The 20,747-nt window shown below is 66.0% G+C and carries 17 protein-coding genes and 1 pseudogene; 10 read left to right on the forward strand and 8 right to left on the reverse strand.

Going from position 1 to position 20,747, the window contains the following annotated elements:
• Window positions 1-6: 6 nt before the first annotated feature.
• The gene (gene fae / locus PJW05_RS13710) at window positions 7-519 is read right to left on the reverse strand and encodes a formaldehyde-activating enzyme (protein ID WP_271407567.1); all 513 of its coding nucleotides are present in this window, start codon (window positions 517-519) and stop codon (window positions 7-9) included.
• A gap of 461 nt (window positions 520-980) precedes the next feature.
• On the opposite strand from fae, the gene PJW05_RS13715 reads away from it, so the two are divergent.
• From PJW05_RS13715 to PJW05_RS13745, 7 genes and pseudogenes are all read left to right on the forward strand, one after another.
• Complete coding sequence (locus PJW05_RS13715) at window positions 981-2,291, forward strand: OprD family porin (RefSeq protein ID WP_442969257.1); 1,311 nt, start codon at window positions 981-983, stop codon at window positions 2,289-2,291.
• Between the two features lie 77 nt (window positions 2,292-2,368).
• Window positions 2,369-3,793, forward strand: coding sequence for an aldehyde dehydrogenase (gene aldA / locus PJW05_RS13720; protein WP_271407569.1), 1,425 nt, complete (start codon window positions 2,369-2,371; stop codon window positions 3,791-3,793).
• Between the two features lie 99 nt (window positions 3,794-3,892).
• Entirely contained in the window at window positions 3,893-5,194 is a 1,302-nt protein-coding gene (locus PJW05_RS13725; RefSeq protein ID WP_271407570.1) for an MFS transporter, read from the forward strand.
• Window positions 5,195-5,196: 2 nt separating this feature from the next.
• A complete protein-coding gene (locus tag PJW05_RS13730) occupies window positions 5,197-6,414 on the forward strand; it encodes a mandelate racemase/muconate lactonizing enzyme family protein (protein WP_271407571.1) in 1,218 nt (405 codons plus the stop codon).
• Window positions 6,415-6,530: 116 nt separating this feature from the next.
• On the forward strand, window positions 6,531-8,141 hold the full coding sequence (locus PJW05_RS13735) for a GMC family oxidoreductase (protein ID WP_271407572.1): 1,611 nt from the start codon (window positions 6,531-6,533) through the stop codon (window positions 8,139-8,141).
• Between the two features lie 371 nt (window positions 8,142-8,512).
• A pseudogene (locus PJW05_RS13740) lies at window positions 8,513-9,571 on the forward strand (alkaline phosphatase family protein); the annotation flags it as partial.
• A 31-nt stretch (window positions 9,572-9,602) separates the two neighbouring features.
• Window positions 9,603-10,022, forward strand: a complete 420-nt coding sequence (locus tag PJW05_RS13745; RefSeq protein ID WP_271407573.1) for a group II truncated hemoglobin — start codon at window positions 9,603-9,605, stop codon at window positions 10,020-10,022.
• 139 nt (window positions 10,023-10,161) lie between these two features.
• Here PJW05_RS13745 and PJW05_RS13750 read toward each other — a convergent pair whose 3' ends face one another.
• The gene (locus PJW05_RS13750; RefSeq protein WP_271407574.1) at window positions 10,162-10,740 is read right to left on the reverse strand and encodes a CGNR zinc finger domain-containing protein; all 579 of its coding nucleotides are present in this window, start codon (window positions 10,738-10,740) and stop codon (window positions 10,162-10,164) included.
• Window positions 10,741-10,915: 175 nt separating this feature from the next.
• Here PJW05_RS13750 and PJW05_RS13755 point away from each other — a divergent pair, with 175 nt between their 5' ends.
• The 3 genes from PJW05_RS13755 (at window position 10,916) to acuI (ending at window position 13,652) form a co-directional block, all read left to right on the forward strand.
• Window positions 10,916-11,803 carry an alpha/beta fold hydrolase gene (locus PJW05_RS13755; protein ID WP_271407575.1) on the forward strand — a complete coding sequence of 296 codons (888 nt, stop codon included), beginning with the start codon at window positions 10,916-10,918 and terminating at the stop codon, window positions 11,801-11,803.
• Window positions 11,804-11,971: 168 nt separating this feature from the next.
• A complete protein-coding gene (gene acuR, locus PJW05_RS13760) occupies window positions 11,972-12,604 on the forward strand; it encodes an acrylate utilization transcriptional regulator AcuR (RefSeq protein ID WP_271407576.1) in 633 nt (210 codons plus the stop codon).
• A 64-nt stretch (window positions 12,605-12,668) separates the two neighbouring features.
• Window positions 12,669-13,652, forward strand: a complete 984-nt coding sequence (gene acuI, locus PJW05_RS13765) for an acrylyl-CoA reductase (NADPH) (protein WP_271407577.1) — start codon at window positions 12,669-12,671, stop codon at window positions 13,650-13,652.
• Window positions 13,653-13,680: 28 nt separating this feature from the next.
• On the opposite strand, the gene PJW05_RS13770 is transcribed toward acuI, so the two are convergent.
• From PJW05_RS13770 to benC, 6 genes are all read right to left on the reverse strand, one after another.
• Window positions 13,681-14,541: a methyl-accepting chemotaxis protein gene (locus tag PJW05_RS13770; RefSeq protein WP_271407578.1), complete on the reverse strand. Its 861-nt coding sequence runs from the start codon at window positions 14,539-14,541 to the stop codon at window positions 13,681-13,683.
• 169 nt (window positions 14,542-14,710) lie between these two features.
• The gene (locus PJW05_RS13775) at window positions 14,711-15,967 is read right to left on the reverse strand and encodes an OprD family porin (RefSeq protein ID WP_271407579.1); all 1,257 of its coding nucleotides are present in this window, start codon (window positions 15,965-15,967) and stop codon (window positions 14,711-14,713) included.
• A 108-nt stretch (window positions 15,968-16,075) separates the two neighbouring features.
• Window positions 16,076-17,290: a benzoate/H(+) symporter BenE family transporter gene (locus PJW05_RS13780; RefSeq protein ID WP_271407580.1), complete on the reverse strand. Its 1,215-nt coding sequence runs from the start codon at window positions 17,288-17,290 to the stop codon at window positions 16,076-16,078.
• Window positions 17,291-17,319: 29 nt separating this feature from the next.
• Window positions 17,320-18,651, reverse strand: a complete 1,332-nt coding sequence (locus PJW05_RS13785) for an MFS transporter (protein ID WP_271407581.1) — start codon at window positions 18,649-18,651, stop codon at window positions 17,320-17,322.
• Window positions 18,652-18,826: 175 nt separating this feature from the next.
• Window positions 18,827-19,603, reverse strand: coding sequence for a 1,6-dihydroxycyclohexa-2,4-diene-1-carboxylate dehydrogenase (locus PJW05_RS13790; protein ID WP_271407582.1), 777 nt, complete (start codon window positions 19,601-19,603; stop codon window positions 18,827-18,829).
• A gap of 125 nt (window positions 19,604-19,728) precedes the next feature.
• Window positions 19,729-20,742 carry a benzoate 1,2-dioxygenase electron transfer component BenC gene (gene benC, locus PJW05_RS13795; protein ID WP_271407583.1) on the reverse strand — a complete coding sequence of 338 codons (1,014 nt, stop codon included), beginning with the start codon at window positions 20,740-20,742 and terminating at the stop codon, window positions 19,729-19,731.
• Window positions 20,743-20,747: the final 5 nt, after the last annotated feature.

Raw genomic sequence — 20,747 nt, forward strand, 5'->3', positions numbered from 1 at the left:
ACCACCTCAGGCTTTCGGGGTGTAGAACGGGTTGGCGATAGCTCCCGCCACGTCGGCCAGCTGGGCGCGGGATGGCAGACCGGACAGCGCCGCGCGGATCGCGGTGCGGCAGGCGTTGTAGTTGTTCAGGTAGACGGCATCCAGGTCGTCGCAGGCGGGGTTGACCCAGTTGGCGGTGACGATGGCCCATTCGTCCTCGGCCTCCGGCGGCAGGGTGCCGTCCAGCAGGGCCTCGGTGACGGCCTTGGCGATGCCGGCCTGGGACGCCCCCCAGGTGGCGTTGGCATGCAGGTCGCCGCTGATCTCGGCCTTGTTCACGTAGAGGGTCATGGGCTTGACCGGCACATTGGGCTGGGCAATGACCATGAACGGGCAATGGCCCTGGCTGGGCGACGCCAGGCTGTTGGCGAACGCCTGGCCGGCCGGGCCGTTGCGCGGACCGATCAGGATGTTGATGTGGGCGGCGTTGACGCCGGGGCCTTCGAAGCCTTCGCCGATATAGAGGTCGAGTTGTTTCATGGCAGTCATCCTCGGGAGGTTGCGTAAAAGTCGGGTACGCCGCAGTGCCTCACCCGCACGCGATGGCGGGCTGGGAGCGCAGGGGAAAACGCGACGGAGGGGAGCGGAAAGGAACGGTCTCAACCCACGGCAACAGCGCGCCGAGGCAGCCGTAGGCAGGCCTGAACCCGAGGCGGGATAGGACATTCATGGTTGCGGTGCTCGTTGTTGTTGTTGGGAGAGCCGGGCCGGTGGATCCAGCCGCAGCGATTTTTAGCACCGCCCACCGCACCGCCAGTAACCATAAAAACGCAAGGGGCCATGACAAAATCTCATAGGCATGACTCGCCAGTAACATGCGTTTTTCGAATGTTTCACCCCGAATTTAATCGTTTGTTCACCGGCTCGCGGCGAACAACACTGGCGCACCCTCACACAACAACAATTCGAGGATCGTCAACGTGCCCTACCCGTCTCGTGCCCTGCCCGGACTGTCCGCCGCCACCCTGCTGCTGTGCAGCCTGCCACTCATGGCCGCTGAGGACGCCAAGCCTGCGGAAGGCTTCTTCGAAGGCAGCTCGCTCAAGCTGATCAACCGCAACTTCTACTTCAACCGTGATTTCCGCAGCCGTGGCGATGGCCTGTTCAACGGCCGCCAGCAGAGCTATCGCGAGGAGTGGGCCCAGGGTTTCCAGGGTTTCTACAGCTCCGGCTATACCCAGGGCACGGTCGGCGTGGGTGTCGACGCCCACGCCCTGCTCGGCGTGAAGCTGGACAGCGGTGGCGGCACCTCGGGGACCAACCTGCTGCCGCTGGACAGCCAGCGCCATGCCGAAGACGACTACTCCGCCGCCGGCGCCGCCCTCAAACTGCGCGCCTTCGACAGCGAACTGAAGCTGGGCGACCTGTTTCCCATCACCCCGGTGTTCCAGCGCGGCGACGGCCGCCTGCTGCCCCAGAGCTTCCGTGGCGCTTCACTGCAGAATGCCTCCATCGACGGCCTGATCCTCCAGGGCGGGCACCTGCATTCGGCGCGCAACAAGGCCAGCAGCAACCACGACGGCGAGATGACCACCGAATACGGCGGCACCACCTATGGTTCGGCCAGCTACCTGGGCGGTGATTACGAATTCGCTGGCGGCACCCTGCTGAGCCTCTACCAGGCGCAGTTCGAGGATGTCTGGAACCAGTCCTACGTCAGCCTCGGCCATCAGTTCAGCCTGACCGATGACGGCATCCTGGCCCTGGGCGCCAACCTCTACCGCACCCGCGACGAAGGCAGCGCCCGCGCCGGCGAGATCGATACCGACAGTTGGAGCGCCTATGCCAGCCTGCGCCTCGGCGCACACCGCTTCATGGTCGCGCACCAGCGCATCGACGGCGACCAGCCCTTCGATTACCTGGGCGACGGCGATTCGATCTACCTCGCCAACTCGGTCCTGTATTCCGACTTCAACTCGCCCAACGAACGTTCCTGGCAGCTGCGCTACGACTTCGACATGGCCGCGCTGGGCGTTCCCGGCCTGAGCGTCATGACCCGCTACCTGCGCGGCACCGACATCGATAACTCGAAGGTCGACCCCAACGGGGCCTACGCCTACTACGCGGTGCTCGGCGACGGCGGCAAGCACTGGGAACGCGACATCGAGATCAAGTACCTGGTCCAGGACGGCCCGGCCAAGAACCTTTCCATCGCCGTGCAGCAGACCGTCCACCGCGCCAATGCGGCGCAGGCCGATGGCGACGTCGACCAAGTGCGGATCATCACCCAGTACCCCCTGGACGTGTTCTGAGCACGATCGGCTGCGCTTTCCAGCGCGAGCGATCGTGTGGATTCACGAAAACCCGCTTCAAACCAGGTAAGAAACCCATGCGACAGGATCGAAATTTCGTCGACGGCCAGTTCGTCGAACCCGCCCGCGATGCCCGTATCGCCGTGTACAACCCGGCCACCGAGGAACTGATCGCCCAGGTGCCGGCCGCCAGCGCCGACGAGGCGCGCCACGCCGTGGAGGTGGCCGCCGCTGCACAGAAACGCTGGGGCAAACTGACCAGCATCGAGCGCGCCGAGCACCTGCGTCGTTTCGCCGACGCCCTGGTGGCCAACGCCGACGTCATTGGCGCCGCCCTGGCCGCCGAATCCGGCAAGAGCCTGGCGGACGCCAGCAACGAGGCGCGCTACGCCGCCGAGATCACCCGCTACCATGCCGAGTGGGCGCGACGCATCGAGGGCGAGGTGATTCCCAGCGACACCCCCGATGAAACCCTGCTGCTGCAGCGTGAGCCGATTGGCGTGGTCGCCTGCCTGATTCCCTTCAACTACCCGGTCTACACCCTGCTGCGCAAAGTGGCGCCGGCACTCATTACCGGCAACACAGTGGTGGTGCGGCCGAGCAACAACACCCCCACCTCGGCCTTCGAGATCGCCCGTGCGGCGCAGCAGGCCGGGCTGCCGGCCGGCGTGTTCAACCTGCTGACCATGGATCACGCCACCGCTGGCGTGCTCTGCACCCAGCCGTCCGTTGGCCTGATCACCCTCACCGGTAGCGTCAATGCCGGGCGCACCGTGCTGGAGTACTGCAAGGAGAACATCGCCAAACCGTCCCTGGAACTGGGCGGCAAGACCCCGGCGATCATCGAGGCCGACGCCGACCTGGAGAAAGCCGCCAGCGACCTGGTGCGATCCAAGACCACCCACTGCGGCCAGCTCTGTACCGCCATCGAGCGGGTTTACGTGCAGGACGCCGTGCATGATCGCTTCCTCGCCCTGCTCAAGGAAAAAATGGCTGCCGTGCGCATCGGCGATCGCGCCAGGGACGCGGGCCTGATGGGGCCGCTGGTGAACCGTAAGGCGCGCGAGCATATCCACGGCTTGGTGCAGCGCGCCCTGGCCGAGGGCGCGGTGCTGGAAACCGGCGGCGTACTGCCCGACGGCCCCGGCCATTTCTACCCGGCCACCCTGCTCAGCGGCTGCCGCCAGGACATGGAAATCATCCGCGAGGAAAGCTTCGGCCCGATCATGCCGGTGCTCCGCTATCGCGATATCGACGACGCCATCGCCCTGGCCAACGACCACCAGTTCGGCCTGGCCTCGGTGCTCTACACCGAGAACTACCGCACCGCGATGAAGGTGGCCAACACCATCGAGGCAGGCGAGCTCTACATCAACCGCACCCCGGCCGACCCCTACCAGGGTTTCCACGCCGGCTGGAAACGCTCCGGCCTCGGCGGCGACGACGGCAAGCACGGGATGCTCGAGTTCACCCAGACCCGCCTGGTGGTCATGAAGTACTGATCCTGGCTTCAAACCCTGCACGTCCGGGCGGCCGTGCAGGGTCATCCAACAAGAACAATCATTGAACAGGCGCCTTCGCGGGTGCCCGAGGATACCCAGATGTCCCGAACTTCTGCCCAGATCGCCGACCTTGCCGGCACCCACGAGAACGGCAAGGCCCAGCGCTACATCCAACTCATGCTGCTGGTGCTGGCCGCCGGCGCCATCTACCCCGTGCTTTACCTGCGCCAGGTGTACCAGAGCACCATGCTGGAGGTGTTCGCCATCAGCAACACCGAGCTGGGCTACCTCTATTCCATGCTCGGCACCCTGTTCCTGGTCAGCTACCTGCCCAGCGGCTGGCTGGCCGACCGCATCGCACCGCGCTACCTGATCAGCTTTTCCCTGGTGACCACCGGCCTGTTGGCCCTGTGGTACTCCACCGCACCGGGCTTCGACAGCCTGCTGGTGATCTACGCCGGCTGGGGCATCAGCACCGGCCTGACCTTCTGGGCCTCGGTGATCAAGCGGGTGAAGATGATCGCCCGGCATTCCGAGCAGGGCCGTTTCTTCGGCGTCCTCGACGGCGGCCGCGGCCTGGTGGAAGCCCTGCTGGCGACCGTCGCCATCGCCCTGTTCGCCTATGCCACCGAAACCCAGGGCCAGTCGGTGAAAGTCGGTTTCACCCATGTGGTGTACCTCTACGCCGCCACCTGCATCGTCATCGGCGTGCTGATGCTCGGCGTCAGGGACCCGAAGGCGCGCGTCGAGGACGACAGCCCCGCCGAACACCAGAAGAACAACCTGCTGCGCGACCTCAAGACCCTCGCGCGCATCCCCGAACTGTGGCTGGTGGCGGCTATCGTGTTCTGCGGCTACCACATCTTCTGGGCCACCTACAGCTTCTCCGCCTACCTCCAGGAAGGTGGCTTCGGCCTCAGCGCCGTGATGGCTGGCACCATCACCACGGTGAAACTCTGGATGCGCCCCATCGGCGGCATCGGCGGCGGCTACCTGGGCGACAAGTTCTCCAATATTTCGGTGCTGATCGCCGCCCTGGCGCTGGCGACCCTCGGCATGCTCGGCCTGATCGTCTTCCCCGCGCTGAACAGCCTCGCCGTGCTGATCGCCCTGGTCATCTTCATCGGCCTGCTGACCTATGCCATCCGCGGCCTGTACTGGGCGATCCTCGATAACTGCCAGATTCCCCTGCGCATCACGGGCCTGGCCATCGGCATCATCTCGGTGGTGGGTTATTCGCCCGACGTGTTCATTCCGCTGGTCAATGGCTGGATCGCTGACGCCTTCCCCGGCTTCCTCGGCTACCAGATCTACTTCGGCTACATCGCCGTCATCGGCACCCTCGGCGTGATCGCCGCCCTCACCCTCCAGAAGCGCATTGGCAACAAGGCAGGCCACTGACCATGAAGATCGTTTCCCTCCAGACCCATGTGGTCGCCGTTCCGCCGCCCCATATCGGCGGGATGTACTGGCTGTTCGTGCAACTGAAGACCGACTGCGGCATCGAAGGCGTCGGTGAGATCTACGCCGCCACCTTCCACCCCAAGGCGATGGTGCCGGTCATCGAGGACGTGTTCGAGCGCTATCTGCTGAACCAGGACCCGCACCATATCGAGCGCTTCTTCCGCCGGGCCTACTCCAGCGGCTTCACCCAGCGCCCGGACCTGACCATGATGGGCGTGGTATCCGGTCTGGAAATGGCGTGCTGGGACATCATCGGCAAGGCCGCCGACAAGCCGGTCTACGAGCTGCTCGGCGGCCTGGTGAACGAACGCCTGCGCGCCTACACCTACCTCTACCCGGTCAACAGCCAGGGCGAGTACGACTACGACGACCCGGACCTCGCTGCCGAGTGCGCGGTGAAAAACATGGAACTGGGCTTCACTGCCCTGAAGTTCGATCCGGCCGGCCCCTACACCGCCTTCTCCGGGCACCAGATTTCCCTGGACGTGCTGGAGCGCTGCGAGACCTTCTGCCGCACGATCCGCGACGCCGTGGGTAACAGGTGCGACCTGCTGTTCGGCACCCACGGACAGATGGTGCCCTCTTCGGCCATCCGCCTTGCCCAGCGCCTGGAAAAGTACGACCCGCTGTGGTTCGAGGAACCCATCCCACCGGGCCAGGAAGCGGCCATGGCCCAGGTCGCGGCGAAGACCCGCATCCCCATCGCCACCGGTGAAAGGCTGACCACCAAGTACGAGTTCCACAAACTGCTGGCCGCCGGCGGCGCCTCCATCCTGCAGATGAACGTCGGCCGCTGCGGCGGCCTGCTGGAAGCGAAGAAGATCGCCAGCCTGGCCGAGGCCTACTACGCGCAGATCGCCCCGCACCTCTATAACGGGCCCATCGGCGCCGCCGCCAGCTTCCAACTGGCCGCGTGCACGCCGAACTTCCTGATCCAGGAAAGCATCGAGACCTGGGGCGGCTTCCACGCCGAAGTGCTGAAGAAGCCGCTGCAGTGGGAAGACGGCTACATCATCCCCTCGAAGGAGCCTGGCCTGGGTGTGGAACTGGACCTGGACGTGGTGCGCCGGCACTCGCCCTACACCGGCGACCGCCTGCACCTGCAGATGGCCCCCAACCCCGTGGACGTGCGCGACACCGCGCCCGCCAAGGGCTGACCTGACTTGTGCTCCCCTCTCCCTCGCTTGTCGCCCTCTCCCTTTGGGAGAGGGCCGGGGTGAGGGTAACCAGCCCCCGCTCGGGGCCGACCCAACGAACGACGCGGTATCGATTCATGACGTACGACTACATCATCGTGGGCGCCGGCTCCGCCGGCTGCATCCTGGCCAATCGCCTGAGCGCTTCCGGCGAGCACTCCGTGCTGCTGCTGGAAGCCGGCGGCAGGGACAGCTCGCCCTGGTTCAAGGTGCCGGTGGGTTTCGCCAAGATGTACTACAACCCCACCTACAACTGGATGTACTACAGCCAGCCCGAGAAGGAACTGGCCGGCCGCAGCATCTACGCGCCACGCGGCAAGGTGCAGGGCGGTTCGGGCTCGATCAACGCGATGATCTACGTGCGCGGCCAGGCCCATGACTTCGACGACTGGGCGGCCAACGGCAATGAGGGCTGGTCGTTCAAGGACGTGCTGCCCTACTTCAGGAAGCTGGAAAGCCACCCCCTGGGCGACACCGAGTACCACGGCGCCAGCGGCCCGATCCGCATCAGCCCGATGAAGGGCCACACCCACCCCATCTGCGACACCTTCATCCAGGGCTGTGAGGAGCTGGGCTACCCGCGCAGCGAGGACTTCAACGGCAAGCACTTCGAAGGCGCCGGCCTCTATGACGTCAATACGAAGAACGGCCAGCGCTGCTCCAGCAGTTTCGCCTACCTGCACCCGGCCCTGGGCCGGCCGAACCTGACCATCGAACACCACGCCCTGACCGAACGCGTGCTGTTCGACGCGCAGCGCCGCGCCACCGGCGTGCTCATCAACCAGCACGGCGTGCAGCGCAGCTTCAGTGCGCGCAAGGAAGTCATCCTCGCCGCCGGCGCGGTGGACACACCCAAGCTGCTGCAGCTCTCCGGCGTCGCCGACCAGGGCCTGTTGGCGCAGCACGGCATTCCCCTGGTGCACCACCTGCCGGCGGTGGGCCAGAACCTGCAGGACCACCTCTGCGTCAGCTACTACTACAAGGCCAATGTGCCCACGCTCAACGACGAGCTCAGCTCGCTGCTGGGCCAGGTGAAACTGGGCATCCAGTACCTGCTGACCCGCAAGGGTGCGCTGTCCATGAGCGTGAACCAGGCCGGCGGTTTCTTCCGCGGCGAAGACGACCTGGAGCACCCGAACCTGCAGCTCTACTTCAACCCGCTGTCGTACCAGATCCCGAAGAACAACAAGGCCAGCCTCAAGCCCGAGCCCTACTCCGGCTTCCTGCTCTGCTTCAATCCCTGCCGCCCCACCAGCCGAGGCAGCATCGAGATCGCCTCGAAGAACCCGGCGGACGCCGCGCTGATCCGCCCGAACTACCTGAGCACCCAGAAGGACGTGGACGAAGTGATCCAGGGCAGCCGCCTGATCCGCAAGATCATGAACGCCCCGGCCTTGAAGAAGATCACCGTGGAAGAGGTGCTGCCCGGCCCCAGCGTCCATGACGACGCCGGCATGCTGCAGTATTTCCGCGAGAACTCGGGCTCCATCTACCACCTGTGCGGCTCCTGCGCCATGGGCAGCGACCAGGACACTTCGGTAGTGGACAAGCAGCTGCGCGTGCACGGCATCCAGGGCCTGCGCATCGTCGATGCGTCGATCTTCCCCAACGTGACCTCGGGCAACACCAACGCTGCCGCCATGATGGTGGCCGAGAAAGGCGCCGACCTGATCCTGGCCGACGCCTGATCACCTTGCCCGATGGGTTTCGCAGGCTCTACCCATCCTACGCGGTGCCCACCGGCGCTGATCGTAGGGTGGTGTAGAGCGAAGCGAAACCCACCAGCGGTGTCAGATCCGCAGCCTTAAACCAACCTGAAAATCACGCGCTGATCCCCACCGGACACGGCTCGGCGCGGTATCCTGTCGCGCTCGTTTTCACAGGCCCGTCGTTCCGATGTCCACAAACCTCCCCCCCGTCCTCGCCGGTCCCCTGCTACGCCGCATCGAAGCCCGCCGCCTGGTGTTCTGGCTGGTGGCGACGCGCCCGCTCGCACCTGTGCTGCGGCTGTCGCTGGACGGTGGCGTCGAGTATCCCCTGGGCGAGGAGGCCTGCCGGATTCCGCGATGGTCTGGCGGGGGCCGCTCGGGTCATGGCGCACCTGCCGACGCTGATGATCTTCGACGACCATGACATCACGGACGACTGGAACCTCTCCGCCCAGTGGGAACTGACCGCGTACGGCCACCCCTTTTCCAAGCGCATCATCGGCAACGCGCTGGTGGCCTACCTGCTCTGCCAGGGCTGGGGCAACGACCCCGATGCCTTCGCCGAGGTGCTGGAGCAGGTCCAGGCCCCGAGTCTCGATGCCCGCCGCGACAACCTCCTGGACAGCGCCGCGCTGGACCGGCTGATCGACCGTCTGATCGGCTTCAATCGCTGGCAGTACGTACTGCCCACCACGCCGGCGCTGGTCGTACTGGATACCCGCACCCGCCGCTGGCGCAGCGAGATCGCCCTCAGGCGGCCGTCCGGCCTGCTGGACTGGGAAGCACTGAGCGAGCTGCAGCAGGAACTGCTGGACCACCCCTCGGCCATCATCGTCTCCCCGGCGCCGATCTTCGGGGTCAAGCTGATCGAGGCGGTGCAGCGGGTATTCAGCGCCTTCGGCCACCCGCTGCTGGTGGATGCGGAGAACTGGATGGCCCATCGCGGCGCGGCGTAGGTGATCCTCAATATCTTTCGCCATTCGCGCACGCCGGGGTCCTACGTGATTCTCTCCGGCGACGTGCACTACTCCTTCGTCTACGACGTGCTGATCCGCCATCGCCAGCAGGGGCCGAACATCTGGCAGATCACCAGCAGCGGGATCAAGAACGAGTTTCCGCGTGGCCTGCTGGACGTGTTCGACCGCCTCAACCGCTGGCTCTACTCGCCGCGCTCGCCGCTGAACTGGTTCACCAAGCGCCACGCCATGAAGGTGCGTCCGCGCACGCCGGAACACAGCGAAGCCGGCGAACGCCTGTGGAACTCCGCCGGGCTCGGCCAGGTGTTTTTCGATGACCAGGGGCGGCCCACGCGCATCTTCCAACTCAACGCCGACGGCCGCGCGCCCACCGAGTTCCTGGAAGATCGCGCCGACCAGCCGGCCGGACATCCGCTGCCGCGGCGGGTATGATGCCGGCCCCGCATTCCCGAGGGTTTTTCCCATGAGCACGAACCGACCCTTCGGTACCGGCGACGCCTCCTACCAGGCCGCCGGCGGCATCGACGGCCTGCGCCGGCTGGTGGACGACTTCTACCAACTGATGGACGAACTGCCCGAAGCCGCCAACCTGCGCCGCCTGCACCCGGAAAGCCTGGAGTCGTCCCGCGACAAGCTGGCTTGCTTCCTCAGCGGCTGGCTGGGCGGGCCGAAGCTATTCAGCGACAAGTACGGTTCCATCGCCATCCCCTCCTTCCATGCCCGCTGGCCCATCGATGAAGCCCTCGGCAACGCCTGGCTCGGGTGCATGGAACGCGCCATTGCCTTGCAACCCTTCGCCCCCGAATTCGCCGACTACCTGCTGGCGCAACTGCGAATCCCCGCCCAGCGGGTGGTCCAGGCCAGCCGCGCGCGGCATGGCTGAATAGCGCCTCCACGCTATCGCGTCGGCAGTCCTCTCAGCACAACGCACGGCGGTCGATGAACCGTTCCCGCTCCAGCGCCATCAGTGCGGCGCGCGTGTAGGGAAAGTTGAAAGCCTTCTCGCGGTAGAAACCTTTCACTTACTGCTGCTGGCGTTTGCGGAACTCGGCGACCTTATGCCGATTGCCACAAAGCGCCATGCTGCACCAGCGGCGCCGATGGGACTTGGTGCGGTCGTAGAACCAGAGCACACAATCCGGATGCTCGCATTGGCGCACCAGGTTGAACTCGCCTTCCACCAACAGCTGGGCCGCCGCTTCCGCCAAGGGGGCCAGGTACTGTTCGGCGGTTTCCGTGGCGCGCCGCTTTTCCAGGCGCGGTTCGCCATCGACCGGCCAGTGCAGGCGCAGTTGGCTGGGTGTTGCGAGGAAACGGTTGAGTGCCTCGACCGAGGCCCGGCCGCCGGACTTGCGCCGCTCGACCAGTCCCCGCACCGCTTCGCGCAGATCGAGGGCCGCCGACAGCAGCTGGCCCTTGGCAAAGCGCGATACCGGAAGCTCCCAGCCGGTGCGTTCGAGCCAGGCTTGCACATCCGCATCGCTGCACCAGAACTCATGGGGCACGCCATCCACCCTGGCCTGGGTGTTGAGCATGTCGAGCACCGGGTGATCGGCCAGCAGCAAGGGTTCGGACGGCGCAGTTGAGGGAGGGATGGTCATGTCGAAGCTCCGGCACTTTGGGCTTGGCAAGTGTAACCCTATAAGAATCACATGAACAGTTACGACTAACGGAGCATGTAACCCTAATAATTGCAGTTGACAGGTTACTAATTAGGTTCATACTCAGCCCCGTAACCACCTACCAACGTTTCACAAGTTACGGAGCACCGCCATCATGACCTTCCCCCTCGCCCATGTCCCGGTCCGCCACCAATTCGTCGAAGCCGACGGCGTACGCGTGTTCTATCGCGAAGCCGGCGACCCCGGCGCCCCCACACTGCTGCTGGTCCACGGCTATCCCAGCTCGTCCCACCAGTTTCGTGACCTGATCCCCCTGCTCGCCGACAAATTCCACATCATCGCGCCGGACCTGCCGGGCTTCGGTTTCACCGAAGTGCCCGCCGAGCGCGAGTACCGCTATAGCTTCGATGCCCTGGCAACCACCCTGGGCGCCTTTGTCGACGTACTGGGCCTGGAGCGTTATGCGCTGTACGTGTTCGATTACGGCGCACCCACCGGCCTGCGCCTGGCCCTGGCGCATCCCGAACGGGTGACGGGCCTGGTTTCGCAGAACGGCAATGCCTACCTGGAAGGCCTGGGCGATGCCTGGGAACCGATTCGCGCCTACTGGGCCGAGCCCGGCAACCCCGAGCGCCGGCAGGTGGTGCACGATGCCGTGCTGAACCTGGAAGGCACCCGCTGGCAGTACGTGCACGGCGTAAAAGACCTGGCGCTGGTGGCTCCCGAGTCCTACTACCTGGATGCCCTGCTGCTGGAACGTCCGGGCAACAAGGACATCCAGCTCGACCTGTTCCTCGACTACGCCAACAACCTGAAGCTGTATCCGGCGTTCCAGGCCTTCTTCCGCGACACGCGCCTGCCGACCCTGGTGATCTGGGGTGAACACGATCCCTTCTTCATTCCGCCAGGCGCGGAGGCGTTCAAGCACGACAACCCCAATGCGGTGGTGGAGCTGCTGGATACCGGGCATTTCGCCCTGGAAACCCATGTGGGCCATATCGCGCGGCGGATTCGGGAGGTTCTTGGGGATAGTCCGGCTTAAGCCGCACCTTGTGGGAGCGAATTCATTCGCGATTGGGCAGCATCGCTGCCCCCGGGAAGCCTGGGGCAGGCCTGCGGCCTGCTTCGCGAATGAATTCGCCCCCACAACAGAAGCACGCCAATCATCTGTGGTTGACTTTGTAGACGACCGGTCTAAACTCCCCTCCCCATGACCGACTCGAACGCCAAGCCCCGTCGCGGCCGCCCCCCCAAGGTCGACCGCGACTTCTCCGATACCCGTGCCGCGCTGATCCGCTGCGGCATGGAACTGCTCACCGAGCAGGGTTTCATGGCCACCGGCATCGACGCCGTGCTCAAGCGCGTGGGCGTCCCGAAGGGCTCGTTCTATCACTACTTCGACAGCAAGGACGCCTTCGGCCAGGCGGTTCTGGACGGCTACGCCGGCTACTTCGCGCACAAGCTGGACCGCTGGCTGCTACAGGACGACGTCCCGCCGCTGCAGCGCCTCTGTCATTTCGCCGAGGACATCAAGGCTGGCATGGCCCGCTACGACTTCTGCCGGGGGTGCCTGGTGGGCAACCTGGGCCAGGAGGTGACCGTGCTGCCGGACGAATTCCGCCTGCGGATGGAAGCCATCCTGCGCAGTTGGGAGGCTCGCCTGGCGCGCTGCCTGCGGGCTGCCCAGGACGCCGGTGAACTGGCGGCCGATGCCGATTGCGATGCCCTGGCGGCGTTTTTCTGGATTGGCTGGGAAGGCGCCGTGCTGCGCGCCCGCCTGACCCGGACCACCGGTCCGCTGGATACGTTCTTCAAGGGTTTCCTGGCCGGATTGCCGCGCTAGCCCGACAGGCAGCGCGGCTTTTTCGGCCTATTTATAGACGACTGGTCTAATTGGAGGTGAAAGCATGTTCGACGCAATCCTGATCGAGAAGGACGAGGACGGTTACCGTGCCCGCAACACCCGGCTGGACGAGGCGCGTTTGCCCGAGGGCGATGTCACCGTTCGCGTGGCCTACAGCACCCTGAACTACAAGGACGGCCTGGCCATCACCGGCAAGAGCCCGGTGGTGCGGCAATTCCCCATGGTGCCGGGCATCGACCTGGCCGGCACCGTGGAAGCCAGCAGCCACCCGGATTACCAGGTGGGTGATGCGGTACTGCTCAACGGCTGGGGCGTGGGCGAAACCCATTGGGGCGGCCTGGCACAGAAGGCGCGCCTGAACGGCGACTGGCTGATTCCGTTGCCCGCCGCCTTCACTGCGCGCCAGGCCATGGCCATCGGCACCGCCGGCTACACCGCCATGCTCTGCCTGCTGGCCCTGGAGCGTCACGGCCTGAAACCCGGCCAGGGGGATGTGCTGGTGACCGGCGCCAATGGCGGCGTCGGCAGCTTCGCCATCGCCCTGCTCGCCCGCCTGGGCTATCGCGTGGTCGCGGCCACCGGGCGCACCAGCGAAGCCGACTACCTGAAAGGCCTGGGCGCTGCCGAGATCATCGATCGCAGCGAACTCTCCGAACCGGGCCGCCCCCTGGGCAAGGAGCGCTGGGTCGCGGCCATCGATTCGGTGGGCAGCCACACCCTGGCCAACGTCTGCGCCGGCCTGCGCGCCGATGGCGCCGTGGCCGCCTGCGGCCTGGCCCAGGGCATGGACCTTCCGGCCAGCGTGGCGCCCTTCATCCTTCGCGGCGTAAGCCTGCTGGGCATCAACAGCGTCACCCGCCCGCGCGCCGAGCGGATCGAAGCCTGGGACCGTCTGGCGCGGGACCTGGATATCACCCAGCTGGACGCCATCACCCGCGAGATCGGCCTGGGCGAAGCCATTGCCGTCGCCGGCGACCTGCTGGCCGGCAAGGTGCGCGGCCGCGTGGTGGTCAACGTCGACGCCTGACGCCCGGACCGCCTGGAGCCTGGCGGCTTCAGGCGGTTTCTTCGAGCAACCCCGCCATTTTCTGGGCCAGTCCCCGCTGTCCCGCCAGGCGCTGCACGATGCGTTCGACGATTTCCACCCGCGCGGCGGCGCCGGCACGCATTTCACCCATGGCCTGCAGGGCCGCGGCGGATTTCTCCAGGCCCGCGCGGGTGGAGCCGCTGACATGCTCCATCCCCGCCCGCGCCTCTTCGGCGGCCTTCTGCAGGCCCTCGGCGATCAGGCGGATCTGCCCGCTGGACTCGTTGGCGCGCAACGACAGGTTGCGTACCTCATCGGCCACCACGGCAAAACCACGCCCGTGACTGCCGGCCCGCGCCGCCTCGATGGCGGCGTTCAGCGCCAGCAGGTTGGTCTGCTTGGCGATGTCCTGAATGCTGCCGACGATGGCGCCGATGCGCATGGACTGACTGCCCAGTTCGTTGAACACCTGGCCGATGTGCGCCATGTAGGCGTCCAGCTCGCCAATGGCGCCGGCGGTGGCCTGCATGCTCTCGGCGCCCAGTTGGACCTTTTCGCCGGCCGCGCGGGCCAGGGAGTTGGCGTACTGCATGTCCGCCTCGCAATGGCAGATGGCGTCCAGCAGCTCGCCCAGGGGGGCTTGCAGGTGGTCTGTCGCGGGTGCGCGTGACGGCGCCGGGGCGGGCGCGGCGACGGCCTGGGGAACCGGCACCGGCACCTCCACACGCACCTCGACCACCTTGGGCGGTTGCACATGGTAGAGCAGTCCGCCGGCGGCGATGGCAGCCAGCGCGAGGGCCAGCAACCAGCCAAGGTGCAGGACGAAAGCGACCGGGCACAGCAGGCCGCCGCCAATGATCAGCAGTGCAGCCAGGGGTTTGCGGGGCATGAATGGAACTCCTTTCGTACAAAGACCAGTAGGAGCGAATTCATTCGCGAAGGGCAGCGCAGCTGCTCCTTTTGGCCTGAACAACGCAGTCTTGCGGACTGCTTCGCGAATGAACTCGCTCCCACGGGTAAAGCGTGGCCGTGCCCAGCCTGGACGACGGCACTCGGGATTAGAACAGCGCGATGGTGTAGCTGAGGATCAGCCGGTTCTCGTCGATATCCGTGCGGTAGTTGGAACGCGCGGTGACGTTGCGCACCCGCACGCCCAGCCCCTTGAGGGCGCCGCCCTGGACCACGTAGCCGATGTCCAGGTCGCGTTCCCAGTCCTTGCCCTCGAAGCCCTGGCCGGTGTCGACGTTGTCGCCGCTGATGTAGCGCAGGGTGGTGGTCAGGCCGGGCATGCCAAGGGCGGCGAAGTCGTAGTCGTAGCGGACCTGCCAGGAACGTTCGTCGGCGAAGGCGAACTCGTAGGTGGGCACCTCGTTGCCCAGCGGGCTGATGTTGGCGAAAACACGCGGGAAGGCGCTGTCGCCGAACATGGCCTGGTAGCCGACATAGACGGTGTGGCCGCCGCGCCTGGCCGACAGCAGGGAATAGAACGCCTGGTTGTCGATATCGCCGATCAGGTGTTTGCCATCCTCACGGGAATCGAAGTAACCGATGTTGGCACCCAGCACCCAGGCCCCCACCGGTTCACTGTGCTTGAGGCCGAAGTAGCGCTGGCCGTAGATGTCTTCCAGTTGGCCGTACCAGGCGCTGAGGGTGGTGCGGTTGTCGTTGAAGGCGTAGTCGGCGCCGGCATAGTTGAAGGCGTCGGAGGTGGCCTGGCGCTGCGGGAGGTGGCCGAGCATGGCCTGCAGCTTGTCGTCGCCGGCCTCGTTGCGCAGGCTGGTGGAGTTCAGGTGGCCGCCCTGCAAGGTCAACCCGGCGATCTCGCTGGAGGTGATGCTGGCGCCTTGGTAGCTGGGTGGCAGCAGGCGGATGTCACTGAACACCAGTACGGGCAGGTTGGGTTGCAGTTCGCCCACTTTCAGTTCGGTCCTGGACAGGCGCATCTTCCCCGCCACGCCAAGACGGCTGTAGTCGTCAGCGGCACGGCCGTCTTCCTTGACCGGCAACAGGCCGGTGTTGACCCGGTCGGGGCTGCTGTCGAGCTTGATGCCCAGCGTGCCGACGGCGTCGAGGCCGAAGCCCACCGGGCCGGGCGTGTAGCCGGACTTGAAGTTGAGGATGAAGCCCTGCGCCCACTCCTCGGCCTTGGACTGCTTGTTCGGCCCGACGATGTCGGAGAAATCGCGACTGAAGTAGTAGTTGCGCAGTTGCAGGGTGGCGCTGGCGTCCTCGAAGAAGCCGGACTCGGCCTGGGCGACACCGGCGCTGACGCCGGCGCACAGCAGTACGGAAAACTTGCTCGCAGTGTTGGTCATGTCGTCACTCTTGTTTTTATTGGGACAGATCTCCCCCGTCGGACGCCTTTCAGGCCCCCGTACGCAAGGTGGGGAGAGGAATGGCGCCGCACGCGGCGCCGGGATCGGTCAGGGATTGGCTTCGAGCACCTCCTCCCGTTCCACTGCGGCCTTGGGCACGCGGCGCGCCGTCAGCAGCAGATGGGCGAAGAGGCCGAAGATCAGTCCCCAGAAGGCCGCCGAAAGACCGAGGAAGGACATGCCCGAGGCGGTGACCAGGAAGGTGATCAGGGCCGCCTCGCGGTCTTCCGGCACGGCCATGGAACCGGCCAGGGCGCCGGCGATGGCGCCGAACAGCGCCAGGCCCGCCAGCGCCGCGACCAGTTCCTTGGGCAAGGCGGTGAAGATCGACACCAGGGTGGCGCCGAAGATGCCCAGCAGCAGGTAGAACACCCCGCCCACTACCCCGGAGACATAGCGCCGGGCCGGGTCTTCATGGGCCTCGCGGCCGGTGCAGATGGCGGCGGTGATCGCCGCCAGGGTCAAGCCGTGGCAACCGAAGGGCGCCAGCAGCAGGCTGCCCAGGCCGCTGGCGGAGATGATCGGGCTGGCCGGGGTCGGGTAGCCGGCGTTGCGCAACACCGCCACACCGGGCACGAACTGCCCGGTCAGCGCCACCATCACCAGCGGCAGGGCGATATTGAATAGGCCATGCCAACTGAACTCGGGGGTGACCCAGTGTGGCGTGGCGACACCGATCACCAGCGCCGAGGCGTCGAGCTGGCCACTGCCGGCGGCGATCGCGCAGCCCACCAGCAGCACCGCCATCACCGCGTAGCGCGGCGACAAGCGGCGCACCAGCAGGTAGGTGACGAACATCGCCATCACCATCAGCGGCTCGTCGGTGAGCGAGGTGAACAGCCGGGTGCCGAAGCTGAACAGGATGCCCGCCAGCATGGCCGCCGAGATCGCCGCTGGCAGCCTGCCGACGATGCGGTCGAAGGCGCCGGACAGCCCCACCAGCAGGATGATGGCGTTGGCCATCACATAGGCGCCCACCGCCTCGCCGGCACCGATGCCCGGCAGCATGGAGACCAGCAGCGCCGAACCCGGCGCCGACCAGGCGATGATCACCGGCACCTTGTAGCGCAGGCTGAGGACGATCCCCAGCACCCCGCTGCCGATAGAAATCGCCCAGACCCAGGAGGACAGCAACTCGGCCGGCATGCCGCCGCTCTCCGCCGCCTGGAAGACGATCACCAGGGGGCCGGCGTAGGAAATCAGGGTGGCGATGAACCCCGCCACCACGGCGGACAACGAACAATCCTTGAACAAGCTGCGCATGCTGCCTCCAGGTCAGTGCTGCGTGACGATCAACCCTGTGCGGCGGACGCCATCGGCGCAGCCCTGGACTGTCCCTGGTGCACGAAGCACATGGCCAGGGCAGCGATGGCCCCGGGAATGGCGAAGGCCATGAAGTTCAGTTGCAGCGGCAGGTTGATGCCCAGCAGCGCGCCACCCAGCAGCGGGCCGACGATGGCACCGTTGCGGCCGATGCCCGAGGCCCAGCCCAGGCCGGTGGAGCGGAACGCCAGGCCGTAGAACTGCGCGGCGGTGGCGTAGAGCAGGATCTGCGTGCCGATGGTGGTGGCGCCGGCCACGGCGATCAGCAGGTAGAGCACCGGCGTCGGGCTCTTGAAGCCCAGCAGGCTGATGGACACCGCCGCGACGATGAAGAAGGCCACCACCACCTTGGGCAGGTTGAAGCGGTCACCCAGGAAGCCGCCGGCGATGGCGCCGAACATGCCGCCGAAGTTCAGCGCCAGCAGGAAGGACAGGCTGGACCCCAGGCTGTAGCCGGCGTTGGCCATCAGCTTCGGCAGCCAGGAGCTCAGGGCATAGACCATCAGCAGGCAGCAGAAGAAGGCCACCCAGAGCATCAGGGTGCGCAGGCCACGGCCTTCGCGGAACAGCTCCAGCACCGGGGCGCCCTGCACTTTCACCTCGTTCAGCAGCAGTTCGTCGTGGTCGCCGATGGACGCCTGCGGGTCGATGCGCTTGAGGATCGCGCGGGCCTGTTCGACGCGACCCTGGCGCAGCAGGAAGCCGACGGATTCCGGCAAGCGCCAGAGGATCAGCGGGAGCAGCAGCAGCGGCAGCAGCGCGGCGAAGAACATGGCTTCCCAGCCGAAGCGCGGCAGCATGTAGATACCGACCCCGGCGGAGAGCATGCCGCCCAGGGAGTAGCCGCTGAACATGACGGCAACCAGGGTGCTGCGCAGGCGCTTGGGCGCGTACTCGTTCATCAGCGCCACCACGTTGGGCATCAACCCGCCGATGCCGAGGCCGGCGACGAAGCGGCAGATGCCGAACTCGGTGGGCGAACTGGCGAAGCCATTGAGTACGGTGAAACCGGAGAAGAGCACGAAGCAGATGGCGATGCCCTTCTTGCGGCCGATCTTGTCGGCCAGGGAGCCGAAGGCCAGGGCACCGAACATCATGCCGAACAGCGCATAGCTGCCCAGCGCGCCGGCTTGCAGCGGGGTCAGGCCCCACTCTTTCATGAGCACCGGCAGGACCACGCCATAGATGAACAGGTCATAGCCGTCGAAGATGAGCAGGAGTGCACACCAGCCCATCACCATCCAGTGGAAGGGCGTAAAGCGCGCGTTGTCGATGATCGCGTGTACGTCGAGTTTTCGCATGGCATCTGTCTCTTGTTGTAATTGTCGAGAAACCGCTTGGTCGGGCGCGTGACGGTGCCCGACTGGTCAATGCTCTGGAACTGATGGGTTTCGCTTCGCGAAACCCATCCTACGAATGACCCTCCCTGTAGGATGGGTAGAGCGGAGCGAAACCCATCACCACGGTGTACCTCTGTTAACCGAGGTCACCTCCGCCCACCGGCAGGGTGACGCCGGTGATGTAGGAGGCTTCGTCGGAGGCGAGGAAGAGAATGGCGCCGGCCTGTTCGTCGATGCTGCCGTAGCGCTTCATCAGGCTGCTGTCGACCGTCTGGTCGACGATCTGCTGGTACCAGGCCCTTTCCTGCTCGCTCTGCTCGGCACTGTTGCGCGGGATGCGCCGCGGCGGTGCCTCGGTGCCGCCCGGCGCGGTGGCGTTGACGCGGATGCCGCGCTCGGCGTTCTCGAACGCCAGGCAGGCGGTCAGCGCGTTGACCCCGCCCTTGGCCGCGCCATAGGGCACCCGGTTGACGCCACGGGTGGCGATGGACGAGACGTTGACGATGGCGCCCGCACCCTGCTCCAGCATGTAGGGCAGCGCGGCATGGCAGCACCAGAGGGTCGGGAACAGCGAGCGACGCACCTCGGCCTCGATCTCGTGCTCCTGGTAGTGCTCATAGGGCTTGGCCCAGATGGTCCCGCCCACGTTGTTGATCAGGATGTCCAGCCGGCCGAAGCGTTCCACCGCGGCGGCAGCCACGCGGTGGCACTCGTCGAAGCGTTCGAGGTCGGCGGTCAGGGCCAGCATGTCCACGCCGCCGCCCAGTTCGTCCTGCAGTTCGAAGACCAGCTCGGAGCGGTCCACGGCGACCAGCCGCGCACCCTCCTCCGCCAGCCGCTCGGCCACGCGGCGGCCGATGCCCTGGGCCGCGCCGGTGACCAGCGCGACCTTGTCCTGGAATCTCTTGTACATGGCTATGCACCCTAATGTTGTTAGCCCCCTCTCCCTTCAGGGAGAGGGTTGGGGAGAGGGTGGAGTCCGTGCGGTGGCACCGCCCTCTCCCCCGGCCCCTCTCCCGCAAGCGGGAGAGGGGGGCGTCAGGCCGCGCTGGCGGCGAACTTCTCGTAGTAGAAGTTGGCGGGCGAGATGCCCTGCTCGCGGATGTACTGGTTTACCGACTCGACCATGGGCGGCGGGCCGCACAGGTAGACGTCCACGTCGCCCTCGTTGAGGTGCCGGGGCTCGATGTGGTGAGTCACGTAACCCTTCTGCGGATAGCTGCTGTCCGGGCTGGACACGCAGGCGCTGAAGGTGAAGTTGGGAATGCGCGCGGCAAAGGCTTCCAGCTTGTCCATTTCCACCAGGTCGTGGTCGTGGGTCACGCCGTAGATCAGGTGCAGCGGGTGTTCGCTGCCCTCTTCCGCGATCTTTTCCAGCATCGCGGTGAAAGGCGCCAGGCCGGTGCCACCCGCCAGCAGCAGCAGCGGACGGCGGATGTCGCGCAGGTAGAAACTGCCCAGCGGGCCAGCCAGGGACAGGCTGTCACCCGCCTTGGCCAGGCCGGTGAGGAAGCTGCTCATCAGACCGCCAGGTACGTTGCGGATCAGGAAGCTGACTTCGCCATCCTTCTGCAGGGAGCTGAAGGAATAGGCGCGGGTCTGCTCGCTGCCCGGCACCTTGAGGTTGACATACTGGCCCGGCAGGAAGGCCAGTTTCGACAGGGACTCGCCCTTGATGGACAGCGAGATGGTGCTGTCGGACAGCTGGCGGACGGCGCTGATGCTCGCCTCGTAGCTGGCCTGCTGGGTCTTGCAGACATCGGACGACGCCGGCACCCGCACCACGCAGTCGCTCTCGGCGCGCATCTGGCAGGTGAGCACGTAGCCCTGGGCAGCTTCTTCCTCGCTCAGGGCGTCTTCGATGTAGTCCTGGCCCATGTCGTAACGGCCAGCCTCGGCGAAGCACTTGCAGGTGCCGCAGGCACCGTCGCGGCAATCCAGCGGGATGTTGATGCCCTGGCGATAGGCGGCATCGGCCACGGTTTCGCTGGGGTTGGCGTCGATGAAGCGGGTGACGCCGTCTTCGAAAGTCAGTGCGATCTTGTGGGACATGGCGG

The organism is Pseudomonas sp. Q1-7 (genome assembly GCF_028010285.1).
In the GTDB taxonomy this organism is placed as follows: Bacteria; Pseudomonadota; Gammaproteobacteria; order Pseudomonadales; family Pseudomonadaceae; genus Metapseudomonas.

Excerpts from the sequence above, each read along its gene's own strand:
- PJW05_RS13785 (WP_271407581.1), bottom strand. The coding sequence starts at position 18,651 with ATGCGAAAACTCGACGTACACGCGATCATCGACAACGCGCGCTTTACG.
- PJW05_RS13770 (WP_271407578.1), bottom strand. The coding sequence starts at position 14,541 with ATGCCCCGCAAACCCCTGGCTGCACTGCTGATCATTGGCGGCGGCCTG.
- benC (WP_271407583.1), bottom strand. The coding sequence starts at position 20,742 with ATGTCCCACAAGATCGCACTGACTTTCGAAGACGGCGTCACCCGCTTC.
- PJW05_RS13745 (WP_271407573.1), top strand. The coding sequence starts at position 9,603 with ATGAGCACGAACCGACCCTTCGGTACCGGCGACGCCTCCTACCAGGCC.
- PJW05_RS13775 (WP_271407579.1), bottom strand. The coding sequence starts at position 15,967 with ATGACCAACACTGCGAGCAAGTTTTCCGTACTGCTGTGCGCCGGCGTC.
- fae (WP_271407567.1), bottom strand. The coding sequence starts at position 519 with ATGAAACAACTCGACCTCTATATCGGCGAAGGCTTCGAAGGCCCCGGC.
- PJW05_RS13735 (WP_271407572.1), top strand. The coding sequence starts at position 6,531 with ATGACGTACGACTACATCATCGTGGGCGCCGGCTCCGCCGGCTGCATC.
- PJW05_RS13755 (WP_271407575.1), top strand. The coding sequence starts at position 10,916 with ATGACCTTCCCCCTCGCCCATGTCCCGGTCCGCCACCAATTCGTCGAA.
- PJW05_RS13725 (WP_271407570.1), top strand. The coding sequence starts at position 3,893 with ATGTCCCGAACTTCTGCCCAGATCGCCGACCTTGCCGGCACCCACGAG.
- PJW05_RS13780 (WP_271407580.1), bottom strand. The coding sequence starts at position 17,290 with ATGCGCAGCTTGTTCAAGGATTGTTCGTTGTCCGCCGTGGTGGCGGGG.
- PJW05_RS13730 (WP_271407571.1), top strand. The coding sequence starts at position 5,197 with ATGAAGATCGTTTCCCTCCAGACCCATGTGGTCGCCGTTCCGCCGCCC.
- aldA (WP_271407569.1), top strand. The coding sequence starts at position 2,369 with ATGCGACAGGATCGAAATTTCGTCGACGGCCAGTTCGTCGAACCCGCC.
- PJW05_RS13750 (WP_271407574.1), bottom strand. The coding sequence starts at position 10,740 with ATGACCATCCCTCCCTCAACTGCGCCGTCCGAACCCTTGCTGCTGGCC.
- acuR (WP_271407576.1), top strand. The coding sequence starts at position 11,972 with ATGACCGACTCGAACGCCAAGCCCCGTCGCGGCCGCCCCCCCAAGGTC.
- acuI (WP_271407577.1), top strand. The coding sequence starts at position 12,669 with ATGTTCGACGCAATCCTGATCGAGAAGGACGAGGACGGTTACCGTGCC.
- PJW05_RS13790 (WP_271407582.1), bottom strand. The coding sequence starts at position 19,603 with ATGTACAAGAGATTCCAGGACAAGGTCGCGCTGGTCACCGGCGCGGCC.